At 72.3% G+C, this 18,436-nt stretch carries 17 protein-coding genes and 1 pseudogene; 9 read left to right on the top strand and 9 right to left on the bottom strand.

Annotation, left to right across the window (positions count from 1 at the left end):
- Positions 1-42 precede the first annotated feature (42 nt).
- The 4 genes from Q0994_RS07295 to Q0994_RS07280 all read right to left on the bottom strand — a co-directional run bounded on the left by Q0994_RS07295 (position 43) and on the right by Q0994_RS07280 (position 2,575).
- Complete coding sequence (locus tag Q0994_RS07295; protein ID WP_299530536.1) at positions 43-618, bottom strand: TerD family protein; 576 nt, start codon at positions 616-618, stop codon at positions 43-45.
- A gap of 190 nt (positions 619-808) precedes the next feature.
- On the bottom strand, positions 809-1,384 hold the full coding sequence (locus tag Q0994_RS07290; RefSeq protein WP_299530534.1) for a TerD family protein: 576 nt from the start codon (positions 1,382-1,384) through the stop codon (positions 809-811).
- Positions 1,385-1,536: 152 nt separating this feature from the next.
- On the bottom strand, positions 1,537-1,995 hold the full coding sequence (locus tag Q0994_RS07285) for a peroxiredoxin (RefSeq protein WP_299530532.1): 459 nt from the start codon (positions 1,993-1,995) through the stop codon (positions 1,537-1,539).
- A gap of 145 nt (positions 1,996-2,140) precedes the next feature.
- On the bottom strand, positions 2,141-2,575 hold the full coding sequence (locus Q0994_RS07280) for a DUF3052 domain-containing protein (RefSeq protein ID WP_299530530.1): 435 nt from the start codon (positions 2,573-2,575) through the stop codon (positions 2,141-2,143).
- A 485-nt stretch (positions 2,576-3,060) separates the two neighbouring features.
- On the opposite strand from Q0994_RS07280, the gene aceE reads away from it, so the two are divergent.
- Positions 3,061-5,802, top strand: coding sequence for a pyruvate dehydrogenase (acetyl-transferring), homodimeric type (gene aceE, locus Q0994_RS07275; protein WP_299530528.1), 2,742 nt, complete (start codon positions 3,061-3,063; stop codon positions 5,800-5,802).
- Positions 5,803-5,899: 97 nt separating this feature from the next.
- On the opposite strand, the gene Q0994_RS07270 is transcribed toward aceE, so the two are convergent.
- Together Q0994_RS07270 and Q0994_RS07265 are read right to left on the bottom strand one after the other, a co-directional pair.
- Entirely contained in the window at positions 5,900-6,304 is a 405-nt protein-coding gene (locus Q0994_RS07270) for a peptidase inhibitor family I36 protein (RefSeq protein ID WP_299530526.1), read from the bottom strand.
- A 199-nt stretch (positions 6,305-6,503) separates the two neighbouring features.
- Positions 6,504-8,114: an MFS transporter gene (locus Q0994_RS07265; RefSeq protein ID WP_299530524.1), complete on the bottom strand. Its 1,611-nt coding sequence runs from the start codon at positions 8,112-8,114 to the stop codon at positions 6,504-6,506.
- 120 nt (positions 8,115-8,234) lie between these two features.
- On the opposite strand from Q0994_RS07265, the pseudogene Q0994_RS07260 reads away from it, so the two are divergent.
- The 7 genes and pseudogenes from Q0994_RS07260 to Q0994_RS07230 all read left to right on the top strand — a co-directional run.
- Positions 8,235-8,876 (top strand): annotated as a pseudogene (locus Q0994_RS07260) (TetR family transcriptional regulator); the annotation flags it as partial.
- A 244-nt stretch (positions 8,877-9,120) separates the two neighbouring features.
- A complete protein-coding gene (locus tag Q0994_RS07255) occupies positions 9,121-10,338 on the top strand; it encodes an alpha/beta hydrolase (protein WP_299530522.1) in 1,218 nt (405 codons plus the stop codon).
- 77 nt (positions 10,339-10,415) lie between these two features.
- Positions 10,416-11,378, top strand: coding sequence for a DUF4429 domain-containing protein (locus Q0994_RS07250; protein WP_299530519.1), 963 nt, complete (start codon positions 10,416-10,418; stop codon positions 11,376-11,378).
- 118 nt (positions 11,379-11,496) lie between these two features.
- Positions 11,497-12,822, top strand: coding sequence for a sensor histidine kinase (locus tag Q0994_RS07245; protein ID WP_299530517.1), 1,326 nt, complete (start codon positions 11,497-11,499; stop codon positions 12,820-12,822).
- Entirely contained in the window at positions 12,819-13,508 is a 690-nt protein-coding gene (locus Q0994_RS07240; protein ID WP_299530515.1) for a response regulator transcription factor, read from the top strand. Before Q0994_RS07245 ends, Q0994_RS07240 begins: the two co-directional genes overlap by 4 nt.
- A gap of 348 nt (positions 13,509-13,856) precedes the next feature.
- Positions 13,857-14,909, top strand: a complete 1,053-nt coding sequence (locus Q0994_RS07235) for an alpha/beta hydrolase (protein WP_299530513.1) — start codon at positions 13,857-13,859, stop codon at positions 14,907-14,909.
- Positions 14,906-16,126 (top strand): acyltransferase, encoded by a 1,221-nt coding sequence (locus Q0994_RS07230; protein WP_299530511.1) that lies wholly within the window; start codon positions 14,906-14,908, stop codon positions 16,124-16,126. Before Q0994_RS07235 ends, Q0994_RS07230 begins: the two co-directional genes overlap by 4 nt.
- A gap of 22 nt (positions 16,127-16,148) precedes the next feature.
- Here Q0994_RS07230 and Q0994_RS07225 read toward each other — a convergent pair whose 3' ends face one another.
- Positions 16,149-16,631, bottom strand: coding sequence for a DUF4240 domain-containing protein (locus tag Q0994_RS07225; RefSeq protein ID WP_299530508.1), 483 nt, complete (start codon positions 16,629-16,631; stop codon positions 16,149-16,151).
- A 114-nt stretch (positions 16,632-16,745) separates the two neighbouring features.
- On the opposite strand from Q0994_RS07225, the gene Q0994_RS07220 reads away from it, so the two are divergent.
- On the top strand, positions 16,746-17,288 hold the full coding sequence (locus Q0994_RS07220; protein ID WP_299530506.1) for a DUF1707 domain-containing protein: 543 nt from the start codon (positions 16,746-16,748) through the stop codon (positions 17,286-17,288).
- Positions 17,289-17,501: 213 nt separating this feature from the next.
- Here Q0994_RS07220 and Q0994_RS07215 read toward each other — a convergent pair whose 3' ends face one another.
- Complete coding sequence (locus tag Q0994_RS07215; protein WP_299530504.1) at positions 17,502-17,783, bottom strand: hypothetical protein; 282 nt, start codon at positions 17,781-17,783, stop codon at positions 17,502-17,504.
- A gap of 155 nt (positions 17,784-17,938) precedes the next feature.
- Positions 17,939-18,319, bottom strand: coding sequence for a hypothetical protein (locus Q0994_RS07210; protein ID WP_299530502.1), 381 nt, complete (start codon positions 18,317-18,319; stop codon positions 17,939-17,941).
- Between the last annotated feature and the right edge of the window lie 117 nt (positions 18,320-18,436).

The raw sequence follows: 18,436 nt of genomic DNA, 5'->3' as shown, positions 1-18,436 counted from the left end.
CTCCCCCGCCGAGAACGGGGCTCCCCCGCGCCGTGCGCGGCTTTACGAAACGTTGACCCCGAAGTCTAGAGCGATGCCCCGCAGTCCCGACGCGTACCCCTGCCCGACGGCGCGGAACTTCCATTCCCCGCCGTACCGGTAGAGCTCACCGAAGATCATCGCCGTCTCGGTCGAAGCGTCCTCGCTGAGGTCGTAGCGCGCGAGTTCCTGCCCGTCCGCCTGGTTGACCACGCGGATGAAGGCGTTGCTCACCTGACCGAAAGTCTGCCCGCGATTGTCGGCTTCATGGATCGAGACGGGGAAGACGATCTTGTCGCAGTGCGCGGGCACCTGGTCGAGGCGGACGATCACGGACTCGTCGTCGCCGTCGCCCTCACCGGTGAGGTTGTCACCGGTGTGCTCCACGGACCCGTCGGGGCTGGTCAGGTTGTTGTAGAAGACGAACCACTCGTCGCCCAGCACCCTGCCGGACTGGCACAGCAGCGCGCTGGCGTCGAGGTCGAAATCGGCCCCGGTGGTCGAACGCGCGTCCCAACCCAGCCCGATCAGTACCTGGGTGAGGTTGGGTGCGGCCTTGGAGAGGGAGACGTTGCCTCCCTTGGCGAGCGTGACGCCCATGATGTGTCCTCCCCGATTCGTTGGACGGTCGCCGGGCGCTCGCGGCGCCCGGACCGGGCGTCCTGGACGCCCGTGCGCGTCCGGCGCCGCACGGAAGGTGCGGCGCCGGACGCGGTGGTGCGGGTGGGGGCGGGCCCACCGGGCCGGCCAGTCGGGGCCGGCGCCGGTCGCCCGGACCCGGGCCGGACGGTCAGACGTTGACGCCGAAGTCCTGCGCGATGCCGCGCAGCCCCGAGGCGTACCCCTGGCCGATGGCGCGGAACTTCCACTCGGCGCCGTTGCGGTAGAGCTCGCCGAAGACCATGGCGGTCTCCGTCGAGGCGTCCTCGCTCAGGTCGTAGCGGGCGAGCTCCGAGTTGTCGGCCTGGTTGACCACGCGGATGTACGCGTTGCGGACCTGGCCGAAGCTCTGCTGGCGGGACTCGGCCTCGTAGATCGAGACCGGGAAGACGATCTTGTCGACGTCCGCCGGGACGGAGGCCAGGTTGACCTTGATGACCTCGTCGTCGCCCTCGCCCTCACCGGTGAGGTTGTCACCGGTGTGCTCGACGGAGCCGTCGGGGCTCTTGAGGTTGTTGAAGAAGACGAAGTTCCCGTCGATGGCGACCTTGCCCGCGGTGTTCGCCAGCAGCGCGCTGGCGTCGAGGTCGAAGTCACCACCGGTGGTCGTACGGGCGTCCCAGCCCAGACCGACGGTGACCGCGGTCAGGTTGGGTGCGGCCTTGGTCAGCGAGACGTTGCCGCCCTTGCTGAGGCTGACTCCCACGAGTCCTCCCATGAGTGAGTAGGGGCCGGCGGAACCAGCGTCCCCGTTGTGCGTGCAGTACTCGGATCAACGCTTCGATCCTAGTGACCGGTTCCCGGCGGACACAGGCTTTCGACAGGGTGCCGCCGGTGGACGTGCCCGGTCCGGGGCGGTCAGAGCGCGTCGAGCGCCGCGATGTAGTCCTTCAGGTCCCGCGCGTCGGGCAGCCCGTTGACGACGGTCCAGCGCACCACGCCCTCCTTGTCGATGACGAAGGTGCCGCGCACCGCGCAGCCCTTCTCCTCGTCGAAGACGCCGTACGCCCGCGACACGGCGCCGTGCGGCCAGAAGTCGGACAGCAGCGGGTACTGAAGGCCCTCCTGCTCGGCGAAGACGCGCAGGGTGTGGATGGAGTCGTTGGAGACCGCGAGGAGCTGCGTGTCGGCGTTCTCGAACCGCGGCAGCTCGTCGCGGAGCGCGCAGAGCTCGCCGGTGCAGACGCCGGTGAAGGCGAACGGGTAGAAGAGCAGGACCACGTTCTTCTCGCCGCGGAAGTCGGAGAGCCGCACGGTCCGGCCGTGGTTGTCCTTGAGCTCGAAGTCCGGAGCCGGGGCGCCCGTCTCGATCGCCATGGGGGTGTGTCCCTTCGCTGGGTCATCCGCTGTCACCGGGCGGTCACCGCCCGGCGCGCCCCAGCCTACGCAGCCGCCCGAGGACGCACGAAGGCCCCCGGCGGCGGGAAGCCGTCCGGGGGCCCGATGCGGTGCGGGAGCGGGGTCAGCGCTTGGCCTTGGCCCCCTTGGGGGTGACCAGACGGCTGCCCGTCCAGTCCTTGCCGGCGTTGATGCTCCGGGTCTGGGCGAGACCTGCGGTCTGGGCCGCCTCGTTGATGTCGCTCGGTTCGACGTAACCGTCGCGGCCGGTCTTCGGCGTCATCAGCCAGACCGCTCCGCCGTCCTCGATCAGACCAATGGCATCCACCAGCGCGTCCGTGAGGTCGCCGTCCTCGTCCCGGAACCAGAGCAGGACGACGTCTGCGACGTCGTCGTAGTCCTCGTCGACGAGTTCGGTGCCGATCGTGGCTTCAATACCCTCACGGAGCTCCAGCTCGACGTCGTCGTCGTAGCCGATCTCCTGGACCACCTGACCGGGTTCGAACCCCAGCCGTGCAGCCAGGTTGGTCTCCTCCGCGTGGTCCGCGGTCGCGCTCACGGGTTGCCTCCTGATCATGTTTCGGAAAATGCTTCAGCCACGCGCGTGCGCGGGGCGTTGGCCGTAGTCCACACGGGCTCGGCGGATCGCGCAAGTACCCGGCGTCCGAGACCGCCTGAACGGTGACATTCCCTGCCACGTCACCGCACTCCCAGCATGTCTCTCGTCGGCCGCGACCGGAACCCAGTCCGTATACGTCCTTCCTCAGCTTATGCCGTTTCACTCCGTCATTCGGCACCGAACAGGCTTTGGGAACACTTGGGCGGCTTGGGCGTATGGTTGCGATTCGTGCCGTGCCGTGCTGCCGCCGCACTGTGCTCGTGCCCCGGACCGGCGTCCGGGAACCTGCGGGTTACCCCACGGTAGAGGTGACGTACGGGCCTCGGCGGTCCACGATGGAGGCGGTGCAACCGCAGACGTACGTCCCGGGGAAGGGTCCCCGGCGACGGGCCCCGTAGAGCAGTACCGAACAGCGAAGGAACAGCGTGGCTTCCGGATCCGATCGCAACCCGATCATCATTGGCGGCCTTCCGAGCCAGGTCCCGGATTTTGATCCGGAGGAGACCCAGGAATGGCTCGACTCCCTCGACGCCGCCGTCGACGAGCGGGGCCGTGAGCGCGCCCGCTACCTCATGCTCCGCCTCATCGAACGCGCCCGTGAGCGGCGCGTCGCGGTGCCGGAGATGCGCAGCACGGACTACGTGAACACGATCGCCACGAAGGACGAGCCGTTCTTCCCCGGCGACGAGGAGATCGAGCGCAAGGTCCTCAACGCGACCCGCTGGAACGCCGCCGTGATGGTGTCGCGCGCCCAGCGCCCCGGCATCGGGGTCGGCGGCCACATCGCCACCTTCGCCTCGTCGGCGTCGCTGTACGACGTCGGCTTCAACCACTTCTTCCGCGGCAAGGACGAGGGCGACGGCGGCGACCAGATCTTCTTCCAGGGGCACGCCTCCCCCGGCATCTACGCCCGCGCCTACCTGCTCGACCGGCTCTCCGAGGCGCAGCTCGACGCGTTCCGCCAGGAGAAGTCGAAGGCCCCGAACGGCCTGTCCAGCTACCCGCACCCGCGGCTGATGCCGGACTTCTGGGAGTTCCCGACCGTCTCGATGGGCCTCGGCCCGCTCGGCGCGATCTACCAGGCCCGGATGAACCGGTACATGGAGGCGCGCGGCATCGCCGACACCTCCAAGTCGCACGTCTGGGCGTACCTCGGCGACGGTGAGATGGACGAGCCGGAGTCGCTCGGCCAGCTCTCGATCGCCGCCCGTGAGGGCCTCGACAACCTGACCTTCGTCGTCAACTGCAACCTGCAGCGGCTCGACGGACCGGTGCGGGGCAACGGCAAGATCGTGCAGGAGCTGGAGTCGCAGTTCCGCGGCGCCGGCTGGAACGTCATCAAACTGGTCTGGGACCGGTCCTGGGACCCGCTGCTGGCGCAGGACCGCACCGGCATCCTGGTCAACAAGCTCAACACCACGCCGGACGGCCAGTTCCAGACGTACGCGACCGAGTCCGGCGCCTACATCCGCGACCACTTCTTCGGTGACGACCCGCGGCTGCGCGAGATGGTCAAGGACATGTCCGACGACCAGATCCTGCACCTCGGACGCGGCGGCCACGACCACCGCAAGGTGTACGCGGCGTACGCGGCGGCCAAGGCCCACAAGGGCCAGCCGACGGTGATCCTGGCGCAGACGGTCAAGGGCTGGACGCTCGGCCCGAACTTCGAGGGCCGCAACGCGACGCACCAGATGAAGAAGCTGACCGCGGACGACCTCAAGCGCTTCCGCGACCGGCTGCACATCCCGATCGCGGACAAGGAGCTGGAGGACGGCAACCCGCCGTACTACCACCCGGGCCGTGACTCGGAGGAGATCCAGTACATGCACGACCGCCGGCAGAGCCTGGGCGGTTACGTGCCGACGCGCGTGGTGCGGGCCAAGCCGCTGCCGCTGCCCGCCGACAAGACGTACGCGACCGCGAAGAAGGGCTCGGGCCAGCAGTCGATCGCCACGACCATGGCGTTCGTCCGCATCCTGAAGGACCTCATGCGGGACAAGGAGATCGGCAAGCGTTTCGTGCTGATCGCCCCCGACGAGTACCGCACCTTCGGCATGGACGCGTTCTTCCCGAGCGCGAAGATCTACAACCCGCTCGGTCAGCAGTACGAGTCGGTGGACCGCGAGCTGCTGCTGGCGTACAAGGAGTCGCCGACCGGTCAGATGCTGCACGACGGCATCTCCGAGGCCGGCTGCACCGCCTCGCTGATCGCCGCGGGCTCGGCCTACGCCACCCACGGCGAGCCGCTGATCCCGGTCTACGTCTTCTACTCGATGTTCGGGTTCCAGCGGACCGGCGACCAGTTCTGGCAGATGGCCGACCAGCTCTCGCGCGGTTTCGTGCTGGGCGCGACCGCCGGACGCACGACCCTGACCGGTGAGGGGCTCCAGCACGCGGACGGCCACTCGCAGCTCCTCGCGTCGACCAACCCGGCGTGCGTCTCCTACGACCCGGCGTTCGGGTACGAGATCGCGCACATCGTCCAGGACGGTCTGCGCCGGATGTACGGCGGGACGCCCGAGGAGAACGAGGACGTCTTCTACTACCTCACCGTCTACAACGAGCCGATCCAGCACCCGGCCGAGCCGGAGAACGTGGACGCCGAGGGCATCCTCAAGGGCGTCTACAAGTACAGCGCCGGGCAGCAGGGGCAGATCCCGGCCCAGATCCTGGCCTCTGGCGTGGCGGTCCCGTGGGCGGTCGAGGCGCAGCGCGTCCTCGCCGAGGAGTGGAACGTCAAGGCGGACGTCTGGTCCACGACCTCCTGGAACGAGCTGCGCCGCGACGCGGTCGACACCGAGCGCTACAACCTCCTGCACCCGGAGGAGGAGCAGCGCGTCCCGTACGTCACCAGGAAGCTCTCGGGCTCCGAGGGTCCGTTCGTGGCGGTCTCGGACTGGATGCGCGCGGTGCCGGACCAGATCGCGCGCTGGGTGCCCGGCACCTACCAGTCGCTCGGCGCGGACGGTTTCGGCTTCGCCGACACCCGCGGCGCCGCGCGCCGGTTCTTCCACATCGACGCGCAGTCGATCGTGCTCGCGGTGCTCACCGAGCTCGCCCGCGAGGGCACGATCGACCGTTCGGTGCTGAAGACGGCCCTGGACCGTTACGACCTGCTGGACGTCACCGCGGCCGACCCGGGCGCGGCCGGCGGCGACGCGTAGGCGTAGCGGAGACGGGACACGGCCGGCGCGCGGGCGCCGGACCAGGGAGGCGGCGGAGCCACATCGGCTCCGCCGCCTCCGTGCGTGCCGGGCCCGGTCAGCTCTCCCAGATCTTGAACGCCCTCACCTGGTAGGGCGAGCGCGGTGTCCAGGTGCCGCCGCCGGGATACGTCTCGAACTCGCCGGTCTCCCCGCATTCGGCGGACTGGTAGGTGGTGACGGGCCGCCCGGTGCGGTTGGCGAGCGACTGGGCGGTGGTCCCGGCCGGCAGCGGCACGCAGCTCTCGATGTCGACGGCGGAGATTTCGTGGAGGGTGCGGGCGCCGGTGAAGTCGGGCTTCGCCCAGAGGCAGAGCTGCCCGGCCCCGCACTCCCCCAGCTTCCCGCCGGAAGCCCGGACGGGGCCGGCGGCGGTGGCGGCCGGGCCCGCGGGCGCCAGGGCGGCGGCGGGCGGGACGAGTGCGGTGAGCGCCAGGGCGGCGGTGACGACGATGGTGCGCATGGTGGTTCCCCCGTGCTGGTCGTGAAGATGCGTTTCGACGACCGGAGCCTGACCCGCGGCGGTGGCCGGGCGGAAGGGCCGGGGGTGCGGACCACCCTGATACACGACAACCCCGCCGGTTCCTCCGGCGGGGTTGTCGTGCGTACGGGGTTGACGCGCAAGGGCGTGGGGCCGTGCGGGGACGCACGTCCGGGGCGGGTCAGATGTGGCCGACCCCCGCGCCGGCCTCGGCGTTGGCCCCCCGCTTCGTCAACAGGGCGACCAGCGCCGCGAAGACGGCGACGACGCCCGCCACGGTGAAGGCGGTGCCCATGCCGGACACGAAGGTGTCCTGCGCGACCTGGGTGATCTTCGCGGCGATCTCCGGCGGGGTGCCGGGGGCGATCGGCGGCATGCCGACCTCGATGGCCGAGGAGGACTGTTCCAGCTGGGCGTCGGAGACTTCGGGCAGTCCGGCGGCCGACCAGTTCCCGGCGAGCTGGTTGTCGACGCTGGAGGCCATGACGGCGCCGAGCACCGCGGTGCCGAGGCTGCCGCCGATCTGCATGCCGGCCTGCTGGAGGCCGCCGGCCACACCGGACAGCTCCATCGGGGCGTTGCCGACGATGACCTCGGTGGCGCCGACCATGACGGGGGCGAGGCCGAGGCCGAGCAGGCCGAACCAGACCGACATCGTCAGCGTGCCGGTGGTGACGCTGAGCTGGGACATCCCGAACATGGCGACCGCGGTGCAGACCATGCCGCCGACGAGCGGGACGCGCGGGCCGAACCGGGTGATGAGGACGCCGGCCAGCGGCGAGGCGACGATCATCATCGCGGTCAGCGGCAGCAGGTGCAGGCCGCTGTCGACGGGGCTCATCCCGTGCACGTTCTGGAGGTAGAAGGTGACGAAGAAGAGTCCGCCGAGGAAGGCGAAGGCCATCAGCACCATGAGCACGACGCCGGCGGAGAGCGGGACGGACTTGAACATCGCCAGCGGGATCAGCGGTTCGCGCACGTTCTTCTGGGAGAGCGCGAAGACGATGAAGAGGACGAGGGCGGCACCGAGGAAGCCGAGGGTCTTGTAGTCGCCCCAGCCCCACTCGGCTCCCTTGATGAGGGCCCAGATGAGGCAGAACATCGCCTGCGACAGCAGCACGATGCCGCCGATGTCGAAGGACCGGGGCGCGTTCTCGGCCCGGTGGTCGCGCAGGATGACCAGTCCGAGCAGCAGCGCGACCACGCCGACGGGCACGTTGATGAAGAAGACGGACTGCCAGCTCACGTGCTCGACCAGCACGCCGCCGAGGATCGGGCCGCCCGCGGTGGAGGCGCCGATGACCATGCCCCAGATGCCGATCGCCATGTTCAGCTTCTCGGCCGGGAAGGTGGCGCGCAGCAGGCCGAGGGCGGCCGGCATCAGCAGGGCGCCGAAGAGCCCCTGGAGCACACGGAAGACGATGACCAGCGTGACGCTGTCCGAGAGGCCGATGGCCCCGGACGCGGCGGCGAAGCCGACCACGCCTATGAGGAAGGTCTGACGGTGGCCGAACCGGTCACCGAGCTTGCCCGCGGTGATCAGCGACACCGCGAGGGCGAGCATGTAGCCGTTGGTGATCCACTGCACGTCGGCGAGCGAGGCGCCGAGGTCCTGCTGGATGGCGGGGTTGGCGATCGCGACGATCGTGCCGTCGAGCGCGACCATCATCACGCCGATGGCCACGGCGAACAGCGTCAGCCAGGGGTGGCCGCGCAGTCCTTTCGCGGGGGCGGGGGCAAGGCTGTCTTCGGGCTCCCGCGAAGCCTTCTCGACGGTCGTCTGACTATTCATGACCGGGAGACTAGTGACAGTGACTGACAGTTGACAAACACGTTCACACGTCAGTAACTGACGCGTAGCGCGCCAGTAAGCTGGCCACCCCGATCGCGGTGGAAAGAGGGCAGGTCAGCGATGAAACGGCAGGTGGCCGAGTGCCGGCTCGGGCTGCGGGAGCGCAAGAAGCGGCGCACCCGCGAGGCCCTGCTGCTGGCCGCTCTCGACCTGTTCCAGGCCCAGGGGTACGACCGGACGACCGTCGACGAGATCGTCGAGGTGGTGGACGTGTCCCAGCGGACGTTCTTCCGCTACTTCGCCAGCAAGGAGGAGGTCGCCTTCGCCGTCCAGGAGACGGTGGAGGCCGCCTTCCTGGAGGAGCTGCGCGCCCGCCCGCTGGGCGAACCGCCGTTCGACGCGATGCGCCGGGCCGCCCGGTGCATGTGGAGCAGGATCGGGGAGACCCTGGAGGCCCTGATCAGTGTCGACCTCCACATGCGCACCTACCGGATGATCGAGTCGACCCCCGCCCTGGTGGCCGCCCACATGCGGCGCGGCATGGCGCTGGAACGCCGGATCGCCGCGCTCGTCGCGGAGCGGGAGGGCGTGGACGTGGAGCAGGACCCGAGGCCGCGGGTGGCGGTCGCCGCGTTCTTCGGCGCGATGCGGGTGACCGGGCAGGTGTGGGGACGTGGCAGCGACACCAGCGTCGAGTCGCTGCGGGAGCTGACCGAGCTGCATCTCGGCCAGCTGGGTCCCGCGCTCGCCGGTGACTGGCGTGCGGCGGACCACCGTCAGGCCCGCCTGCCCGCCGGGAAGGCCGGTCCGCCCGCCGGGGTCGCCCGCCCGTCCGCCGGGGTCGCGCCGGAGCGGCCGGGCGTCGTCGCCGCCCCGTAGGGCCACGCCGCACCCACCCCTGCACGGTTACCCAGCGTGACGCTTGCTCGGGCCCTCGTACCCCCATGGAGTGGCGTGTGTCACCTCGGTAACGATTGTGCCCGCATTTCTCCTAGGGTGTGGCGCAGTGACTTCCTTCGACACCTCCCCCACCCTCCTCGCCTGGCGCGCGCTGCTCGCCGTCGCGGTCGTGTTCGTGATGCTGGCGACCACCGGATGGACCGCACTGCGCGATCACCGCCCTGACGAGCCGCGCGAGATCGCTCTCGCCTCCTGGACGGCGGCGCGGATGGCGGGGCACGCGGTGCCGGACGCCGACGCCGGACCGGGCCGGCTCTCGCGGTACTTCGCCGCGCTGACCCAGGCGCAGCGCGACCGGCTCGCCGACCGTTATCCGCTCGTCGTCGGAAACCTCGACGGCGCACCCGTCACTCTGCGTTACCGGGCGAACCGGGTGGCGCTGCGTCAGGCGCTGGCGGTGGAGCGGGCCCGGACGCGGAACGCGGACCTCTCCCCGGCCGGCCGCGGCGAAGCGCGGATGCGGCTGGAACGCTTCACCTCGCTGCTGGCGGCGGACCGTCAGATCCTGGCCTTCGACCCGTCCGGCAAGGGGCGCGCGGCGGAGGTGTTCGGCGATCTCGACCGGGCGGACCGGGTCTCGGTGCTGGTGCCGGGGGTGGACACCGGTCTGCTGACGCTGGAACGCACCACCCGTGAGTACAGCGCCCCGGTCGGCATGGCCCGGTCGCTGTACGGCGCGGAGCGCGCGGCCGATCCCGGTGCCCGCACCGCCGTGGTGGCGTGGGCCGACTACACCGCCCCGGCCGGTCTCGGCATGGACGCCGCGCTCGGCGGACTCGCCGCGCAGGGGGCGGTGCGGCTGGACGCCTTCGTCTCGTCGCTGCCCGGCGCGTCCGAGGTCTCGCTGTTCTGCCACAGCTACGGCTCCGTGGTGTGCGGGGTCGCGGCGCACGAACTGCCCTCCCGGGTCAGCGACATCGCGGTGGCCGGCAGTCCGGGGATGCGGGCCGCGAGTGCGGCGCGGCTGGGCACGGACGCCCGGGTGTGGGCGACCCGCGACCGGGGCGACTGGATCGCGGACGTGCCCCACCTGGAGTTCGGCGGTCTGGGGCACGGGGCCGATCCGGTCGATCCCGCGTTCGGCGCCCGGATCGTGTCGGCGGGCGACGCGCTGGGCCACAGCGGCTACTTCGTACCGGGCACGGAGAGCCTGCGGAACTTCGCCGCCATCGGCGTCGGAGCGTACGACGCGGTGAACTGCGCGGGCGCCGGGAGCGCCTGCAACGGGGGAATCTCCGGCGGGGAAGAAGTCCGACGCGCGTAGAGCCCGGTGAACGGCGGGCCAACCGGGAACGGCACCGAGGGGGGACGTGGCGGCCCGTGCCGCATACGATGAGGCACATGGGTGAAGCGCTGGCCGGAAATCATGCCACCTGGGAGTTCGACACCGACTCCGTGCTCATCCGCTTCGAACGGGGCATTCGCACGCCGAAGCTCTTCCAGAGCTTGCGGGAACGGCGCATTCCGTATGCGGCGCTGGCGGCGGTGACACTGACTCCGGGCAAGCGGGGCACGGTGGTGGTGCACGCCGTGCCGAGAGCCGGCGCCGACCCTCTGACGGAGGCCGCGGCGGGGCAGTTGGCGGAGGGGAACGACCCGTTCCGCCTGGTCGTACCGCCGGAGCACGAGGCGGCGGCCGTCTCGCTCGCCGCCGGGCTGCGCGGGGCGCTCGGACCGGACGCGGCGGAGCCCGCCGACCGGTTCCTGGTCGCCGCGCCCGAGGGCCCGCTGCACTTCAAGGCGTACGACGGCCGGGCCGGATTCGACGGTTCGGCCGTCTCCTTCCGCTGGTCCTGGACCGGAGCGTCGAGCGCCAAGTGGAAGGCGGGCGACCAGACCTTCCCGGTGGGCGAACTGGCCGGTATCGAGTGGCGGTCGCCCGAGTCCGCCGAGGGGTACCTGCGCCTGCTGCCGCGTACGCCGGCGGGGGCCGCCCCGGCCGGGCCGGGCACCGCGATACCCGTGACCTCCCCCGCGGCGGCGGTCCTCGCGCCGGGGTCCGTCGGGCAGGTGGCGGGCGGTGCGCCCGGTGCCGCCCCGCCGGTGGACCAGGACCCGACGGCGGTCCTGTTCGGCCGGGGGTACGGCCCGGTCCACGAGTCGCTGCCGTTCGCCGCGGCCGTGCTGGAGTCGCTGCGACGCGCCCGGCCCACCCCGGTCCCCGCCGTCCCGGTCGGGGCGGGCCGCAGCGATCCGGCGGACGTCGCCGAGCGCATCCGTCACCTCGGCGAGCTGCACGGCGCGGGCCTGGTGACGGACGGGGAGTACAGCGCAAAGAAGGCGCAGTTGCTGGCGGAGCTGTAGGGCCGGGACCTGGTGGTCGCGCCGCCCCGACCCCGTACCCGGGGGTGACACCGGGGCGTCGACTCGGCACTCCGGTATGACGCCGGGGCGCGGGGCCGCTGCTTACGCTGGCCGGGCCATGCCCACCACACCCGCCCCCGCCCCCGCCGACGGCCTCCTGACCGCCGCCCGCCGCAATCTGCGCGAGCTGGCCCACGGGCTGTCCCACATGTCCCATCCCGCCACCCCGCTGCTCTCCGGGGCTCCCCGGCTCTGGCAGCGGCTGATCCCGTACGCGGCCGTCGTCGCGCTGACCGCAGCCCTGCTGCCGGTCACCCTCACCGTCCTGGCGCACGACCACCACGTGCCCGGAGCGGTCGCGGCGGCGGTCGCCGTCGCCCAGGCCGCGCCCCTGCTGATGCTGGCGCACCGGCCGTTGCAGGCGTGGTGGATCGTCTTCCCCGCCGATCTCCTCGGCGCCCTGGTGCTGCTGGCCCGGGAGGGCGGGCCGCACCTCGCGTGGCCGTGGCCGCCTCCGACCCTCATCGGCTACCTGTTCGTCCTGCTCGCGCTCGGCCTGCGCGAGACCCGCACCACCGTGGTCGCCGCCTGGCTCGCCAACGGCGCCGCCGGGCTGCTGCTGTTCCTGGTCGCGCCGGGCCGCGCGGACGGGAGCGCGCTGCTGCTGTTCCTGCTCGGCGGGGTCGTCGTCGTCATCGGCGCCGCGGTCCGCGAGCGCGGGGTCGCCCAGCGGCGGCTGGCTGAGCAGGAGACGATCAGCGAGGACGAGCGGGCCCGCCGCACCCTGCTGGAGGAACGCACCCGTATCGCACGGGAGTTGCACGACGTGGTCGCCCACCACATGTCGGTGATCACGGTGCAGGCGGATTCCGCCCCGTACCGGATCGCCGGACTGTCGGACGAGGCGCGCGGCGAGTTCACCGCGATCGCGGCGAGCGCCCGCGAGTCGCTGACCGAGATGCGGCGGCTGCTGTCGGTGCTGCGGAGCGAGGACGTGCGGGGCGAACGCGCCCCGCAGCCGGGGCTCGACCGGCTCGCGCCGCTGGTGGAGGCGACCGTGCGGGCGGGCACGCCGGTGGACCTGTCGGTGGCCGTGGCACAGGCCGAGGTACCGACGGCGGTGGATCTGCACGCGTACCGCATCGTGCAGGAGGCGCTGGCCAACGTCGTGCGCCACGCGCCGGGGGCGGCCACCCGGGTGTCGGTGCGGGCGGAGGACGGCGCGCTGACGGTGCTGGTCGTCAACGGTCCCACCGACGGGCCGGTCGCCCCGCTGGAGACGACGGGCACCGGGCACGGGCTGGTCGGCATGCGGGAACGCGTACGGTTGACCGGCGGCACGCTGGACACCGGGCCGCTGGCCGAGGGCGGCTTCCGGGTCGCCGCCCGCCTCCCGCTGGACCCGGCCGCCGCTCCCCTGCCCCCGGAGGAACAGGACCAGTGACCATCCGTGTGATCGTCGTCGACGACCAGGCCATGGTGCGGGCGGGGTTCGCCGCGCTGCTGTCGGCGCAGAGCGACATCGACGTGGTCGGCGAGGCCGCCGACGGCCGCCGGGGCGTGGAGGTGGGCCGCTCCACCCGGCCGGACGTGGTGCTGATGGACGTGCGGATGCCGGAGATGGACGGCCTGGCCGCCACCCGCGAGCTGCTGAACCCGCCGGTCGGCGTGGAGCACCGCCCGAAGGTGCTGATGCTGACCACCTTCGACGTGGACGACTACGTGTACGAGGCGCTGCGCGCCGGTGCCTCGGGTTTCCTGCTGAAGGACGCGCCGCCGGCCGACCTGATCGCGGCGGTGCGCGTGGTGGCGGCGGGCGACGCGCTGCTGGCGCCGTCCGTCACCCGCCGCCTGATCGCGGACTTCGCCGCCCAACGGCCCGCCGGCCGTTCCCGGACCGGTCCCGCGCTCCGGCTGAACGGTCTCACCCCGCGCGAGACCGAGGTCCTGGAGCTGATCGCCCGCGGCCTGTCCAACCAGGAGATCGCGGGCCGTCTGGTCCTCGCCGAGCAGACCGTGAAGACCCACGTGGGCCGTCTGCTGGCCAAGCTCGCCCTGCGCGACCGGGCCCAACTGGTCATCTTCGCCTACGAGTCGGGCGTGGTGGCACCGGGCGACGACGGGGCGTAGGCGCGGCCGCGCGCCCGCCCGCGCGGGTGCCCAGCTGGCAGCTCGCCAAGGCCGCCACCTGGCAGCGCCGCGCGCCCGCCCGCGCGGGTGCCCACCGGCCGTCGCGCCCGCCCCGCGCGGGCTTGCCCGCGCCGGCTCCCGTTCCCGCACGCGGGCGTCGGGCGTCGGGCGCTTCCGACTGCCGCCCCGCTCCGGCCGGCCCCGCGCGGGCGCGTCCGACCGGTACACCCCCTACCCCGGTACCCCCCGGCGGTTGGCTCTCCGGGGTGACGTCCGGGGAGGCGTCCGCTTCGTACCTTCCTCCCGGTCGCGCCGCCCGGCGCGGCGCCGACGAGGAGGGAGAGCCGGATGCGCCGGTTCGCAAGGACGCTGGTCACGGTCGCGCTGGCGACCACCGTGGTGACGGGTACGGCCGGCTGGGCGTCGGGGGACGCGCAGCGCCCTCTGACCGGGCCGCCACCGGGCACCGCAGGGTGGCGCGCCGACGCGGTGGACGGCCACCGGCTGCCCGACCCCCAGCGGGCCGCACCCGCTGAAGTGGCGTCCTTCTTCGCCACGTTGGCGTCGGCTCAGCGCGACGCCCTGGTCGCCCGCCACCCTTCGGTGGTGGGCAACCTGGACGGGGTGCCGCTCGAACTCCGGTACCGGGCGAACCGCATGACCGCCCTGCGGAGCGACGACCCGCGTTACCGCAGGCTCGCCGAGGACGGCCGGCAAATCCTCGCGCTCGACCCGCGCGGGCGCGGCCTGGTGGCCGAGGTGTTCGGCGAACTCCGTTCCGCCCGGCGGGTGTCCGTCGTCGTGCCGGGGTCGGACATCGACGCCGGTACGTTCGACCGGAGCAGCGATCCGTACGGCACCCCGGCCGGCATGGCCACGTCGCTGTACGCGGCGACGGGCGGCGCGGCCGGCTCCACGGCGGTGATCGCCTGGGCCGGCTACACCACTCCGCTCGGCGTCGGCGTGGACGCGGCGACCGGCAGGCTGGCGGAGGCCGGGGCCGACCGGCTGGCCCGGCTCACGGCCGGGCTCGCCGCGGACGGACTGCCCCGGCCGGCGGTGTTCTGCCACAGCTACGGCTCCGTCGTCTGCGGCCTGGCCGCCCACCGGATGGGGGCCGCCGACGTGGTGGTGCTGGGCTCCCCCGGCATGCGCGCGGACGACGTGGCCGCTCTGCGGACCGACGCCCGCGTGTGGGCCGCGAAGGACCCCACCGACTGGATCGACGACGTGCCGCACGTCGAGTTCGCCGGGCTCGGGCACGGCACCGATCCCACGGCGCCGGAGTTCGGCGCCCGCCGGGTTCCCGCGCGGGACGCGCACGGCCACACCGGCTACTTCGCCCCCGGCACCGACTCGCTGCGCGCGTTCGCCGCCATCGCCGAGGGGAGCGCCCGATGAGCGCCCCCGCCGCCCTGACCAAGCTGGCCGCCCGCGTCGAGGCGGGCACCCCCGCCCACCGCGACCGCGCCGTGGACGGCCTGCGCGCCCTCGCCCTGCTGGCGGTGCCGACCGGTCACTGGCTGCTCGGCGGCTTCACCCGCGACGGCTCCGGCGCCCTGCACAACGCGAGTCCGCTCTCCGCCTTCGGGTTCCTCGCCCCGGCGAGCTGGATCCTCCAGATGCTGGGCATCTTCTTTCTGGTCGGCGGCTACGCCTCGGTGCTCTCCTACCGCCGCCGTCCCGCCACCACCGCCGCGTGGCTGCGGGGCCGGATCGCCCGCCTGGGGCGGCCGGTGCTCGGGGTGACGGCGGTCTGGGCGCTGCTGATACCGGTGCTGAGGACGCTGGGGGTGCCGGGCGACACCCTGCGGACCGGGGCGACGCTGGTGATCCAGCCGCTGTGGTTCGTCGGCGTGTATCTCGTGGTCACCGCCCTCACCCCGTACTGCGTCGCCGCCGCCCGGCGGATGGGCGGCTGGGCGGCGGCCCCGCTGCTCGGCGCGGTCGCCGTGACGGACTTCCTGCGGTACGGACCGTACGCGGAAGCCGTGCCGTCCTGGCTCAGCGTGCTGAACATCCTCCCCGGCTGGCTGTTCGCCTACCAACTGGGTGTCTCCTGGGGCGAAGGCCGCATCGGGCGGCGCGGGGCGCGGCTGCTGCTGGCCGGGGGCGCGGTGCTGTTCGCGGTGCTGCTGGTGGTCTTCCACTACCCGGCGTCCATGGTCGGTGTACCGGGCGAGACGCGCACCAACTCCCACCCGCCGTCGCTGCTGGTGCTGGCGCTGGCCGCCGCGCAGAGCGGCGCGGCGATCCTGCTGCACGGACGGATCGGCCGACTGCTGCGCCGCCCCGCGCTGTGGGCGCCGGTCGTCGTGATCAACCTGTCGGCGATGACGATCCTCTGCTGGCACCAGACGGCCCTGCTGGCCGCCGCCGTCCCGGCCTCGTTCCTCGGCGGCGTGCCGGGTCTCACCACCGGCCCGGTGACGGCGGGCTGGATACTGGCCCGCGTCGCCTGGATGCCCGTCTTCGCCGGCCTGCTGGTCCTGATCGCCCGCCGCACCCGCCACTTCGAGTCCCCTTGGCGCACCGGCACCCGCACGTCGCACGCCCGCCGCGTGGCGGCGGGGGTACTGGCGGCGGGGTTCGCGGTGTTCGCGCTGGGATGGGCGTGAGGGCGAGGGCCGGGGGCCGCGCCTATGCGGTCCGGTCCCGCAGGTGCGGCCATCCGTCGAGGTTGGAGAAGGTCTCGAAGCAGTACCGGGTGGTGCGTTCCCACGCACGGCCCGTGGCCTTCTCGTACGCCTCGTCCACCACGTACAGAAGCCACTCGCCGTCGTATCGCGTCGAGGTGTACGGAGCGAAAGCGCCGACGTCGAAGAAGACGCGCTCCCAGACCTCCCGGCCGGCGGCGACCACGGCGCAGCGCGCGTACAGGAAGTGGTCGGCGGACTGGGGGAAGGGGCCGCCGTCGCGATCCGTCAGGTCCGCGACGGGCAGCATGCCGAACTTCTCCTGGTCCAGCCGGTGAAGGGCCTCGGCATGGCGCTCGGCGAAGCCGATGATGTCTGGGACGGAGCGGCGGCTCAGCTTGTCGGCGAGCCGCCCGCAGCCCTCCCGGTCGGCCTTGCCCTCCAAGGTGCCGATCAGCGACCAGAAGTCGCCCCAGGTCATTCTCATGGGCGGCAGAATGGCACACCGGTCGGACACCTTCCCTCGAACGCCGTGCGGGGCGGCGGGGTCGCCCCGTTCATGTCCACGCCCACGTCCGCGTCCCGGCAGTAGAGTGAAACGGTGACCGCCACGCCGGACGACCGGACGCCGTTGATCGGCGAAGACGACCGTGACGCCGCCGTGCGGCGGTTGCAGGAGGCTTACGCCGAAGGGCACGTCACGCACGAGGAGTTGGACGAACGGCTCCACCGGGTGCTCACCGTCGGTACGCGGGAGGAGCTGGTGTCGGCGCTGGGCGCCCTTCCGGCGGAGAAGCCGGAGTCCACCGCCACGATCGGGGCCGCCGCCGGCCGGATCAAGCGGCGCGGAGCATGGCGGGTACCCCGGCGCCTGAAGGTCGAGTCCGCGATGGGCAGGGTCCGCCTCGATCTGTCACGGGCGGTCTTCGAACACGGCCTGGTCGACATCGAATTGCAGCTCGGCACCGGCAGGGCCTCGATCACGGTACCGCGCGACGCGGTGGTCGACGTCGAGGAACTGGTCACCGGCTGGAAGGACACGCGCTACCGCCCTCCACGCCATCCCCGCCCCGGCGGCCCCACGATCCGGATCTCCGGGACCATGGGGTTCGGACGGCTGCGGATCCGTCACGCCCGGCGCTGAGTTCCTGACGCCCCTCGGGGCCGCCCTTCGTCCGTTCGGCATCGACCCTCGCGGTTCCGAACTGCTCCGGCTCGGAATCAGACCTGGGGTTGTGTTCTCGGGCGGGCAACCGGCACCACGGTGAGGAAGTCGTCCAGTCCCTCGAAGTCGTCGGGATTCGTGGTGAAAAGAGGAAGCCCTCGGTGCGCCGCCGGGAGCACGCCACGCACGCCCTCAGCTCGAGACCACTCCGTCCCCGCCCGGGACCGGGACCGGGACCGGGGAGCGGCGGTGGGCCATGGCTTCCGCCCCGAAGCCCGCGAGCACGAGCGCGCCCCCCAGCCACAGGCACAGCGTGATCCCCCGGTCCACCCCGCCGTACAGCCCCACCACCAGAGCGAGGGTGTGCAGCAGAGTGCCCGCGACCACCCACCACGCCCCCTTGCGGGCCTGGACGACGGCGGAGATCGCCCCCGCCGCACAGACCAGCACCAGTGTGATCACTTCTATGCGCATGGGAGCAGTGTGCCGTGCGCCCGACGGGCCGTCACCCTCGATTTTGAGGGACGGGCCACGCGACCGGGCCGGGCGGACCGGCCAACCGCCAAGGCGCACCCGACGACCACTCCTTGACAGCCCGTCACGGCAGGACGCCACGAGCCCCGCGAGGGTCACCAGCAGGGGCTGCCGTCGTCCACGCGCCAGCTGATGTCGGTGACGGTCACGGGGGTGGTGAAGTAGCTGCCCGTCTCCCTGTTGACGCACGCCGTGTACGCGGGCCCCTGTCCCTCGTCCCGGTCGAGGTAGTAGGTCATCGTGACCTGCTGCGAGGTGCGGTTGTAGAAGATGTGGCCGGGAGCGTCACCGGACCATTCGGTCGTGGTCGCCAGCGACGGGGGCTGGTCGGTGTCGCCGTACCAGAAGTCCGGCCAGACGCAGAAGGACCCCTGCGGGCAGTTGCCGGGCGACCAGGCCGACGCGCTGGGCGCAGCGGCCATCACGCCGAGGAACGCTACGGGTACCGCTGCAAGGGCGAGGGCCTTCAACCGCATGGGATCTCCATTCCCTGGACGTCGAACTCACGCTAACAGGGCGGATGTTGAAAGCTCAAGTGTCAGGTACCTGCCCCAATTCTGGCGAAACCCCCGGGCGACGGACCATGATCCGTC

This window comes from uncultured Streptomyces sp., assembly GCF_947488945.1.
GTDB lineage: Bacteria > Actinomycetota > Actinomycetes > Streptomycetales > Streptomycetaceae > Streptomyces.
This window is presented reverse-complemented; position numbering and strand designations above follow the sequence as displayed.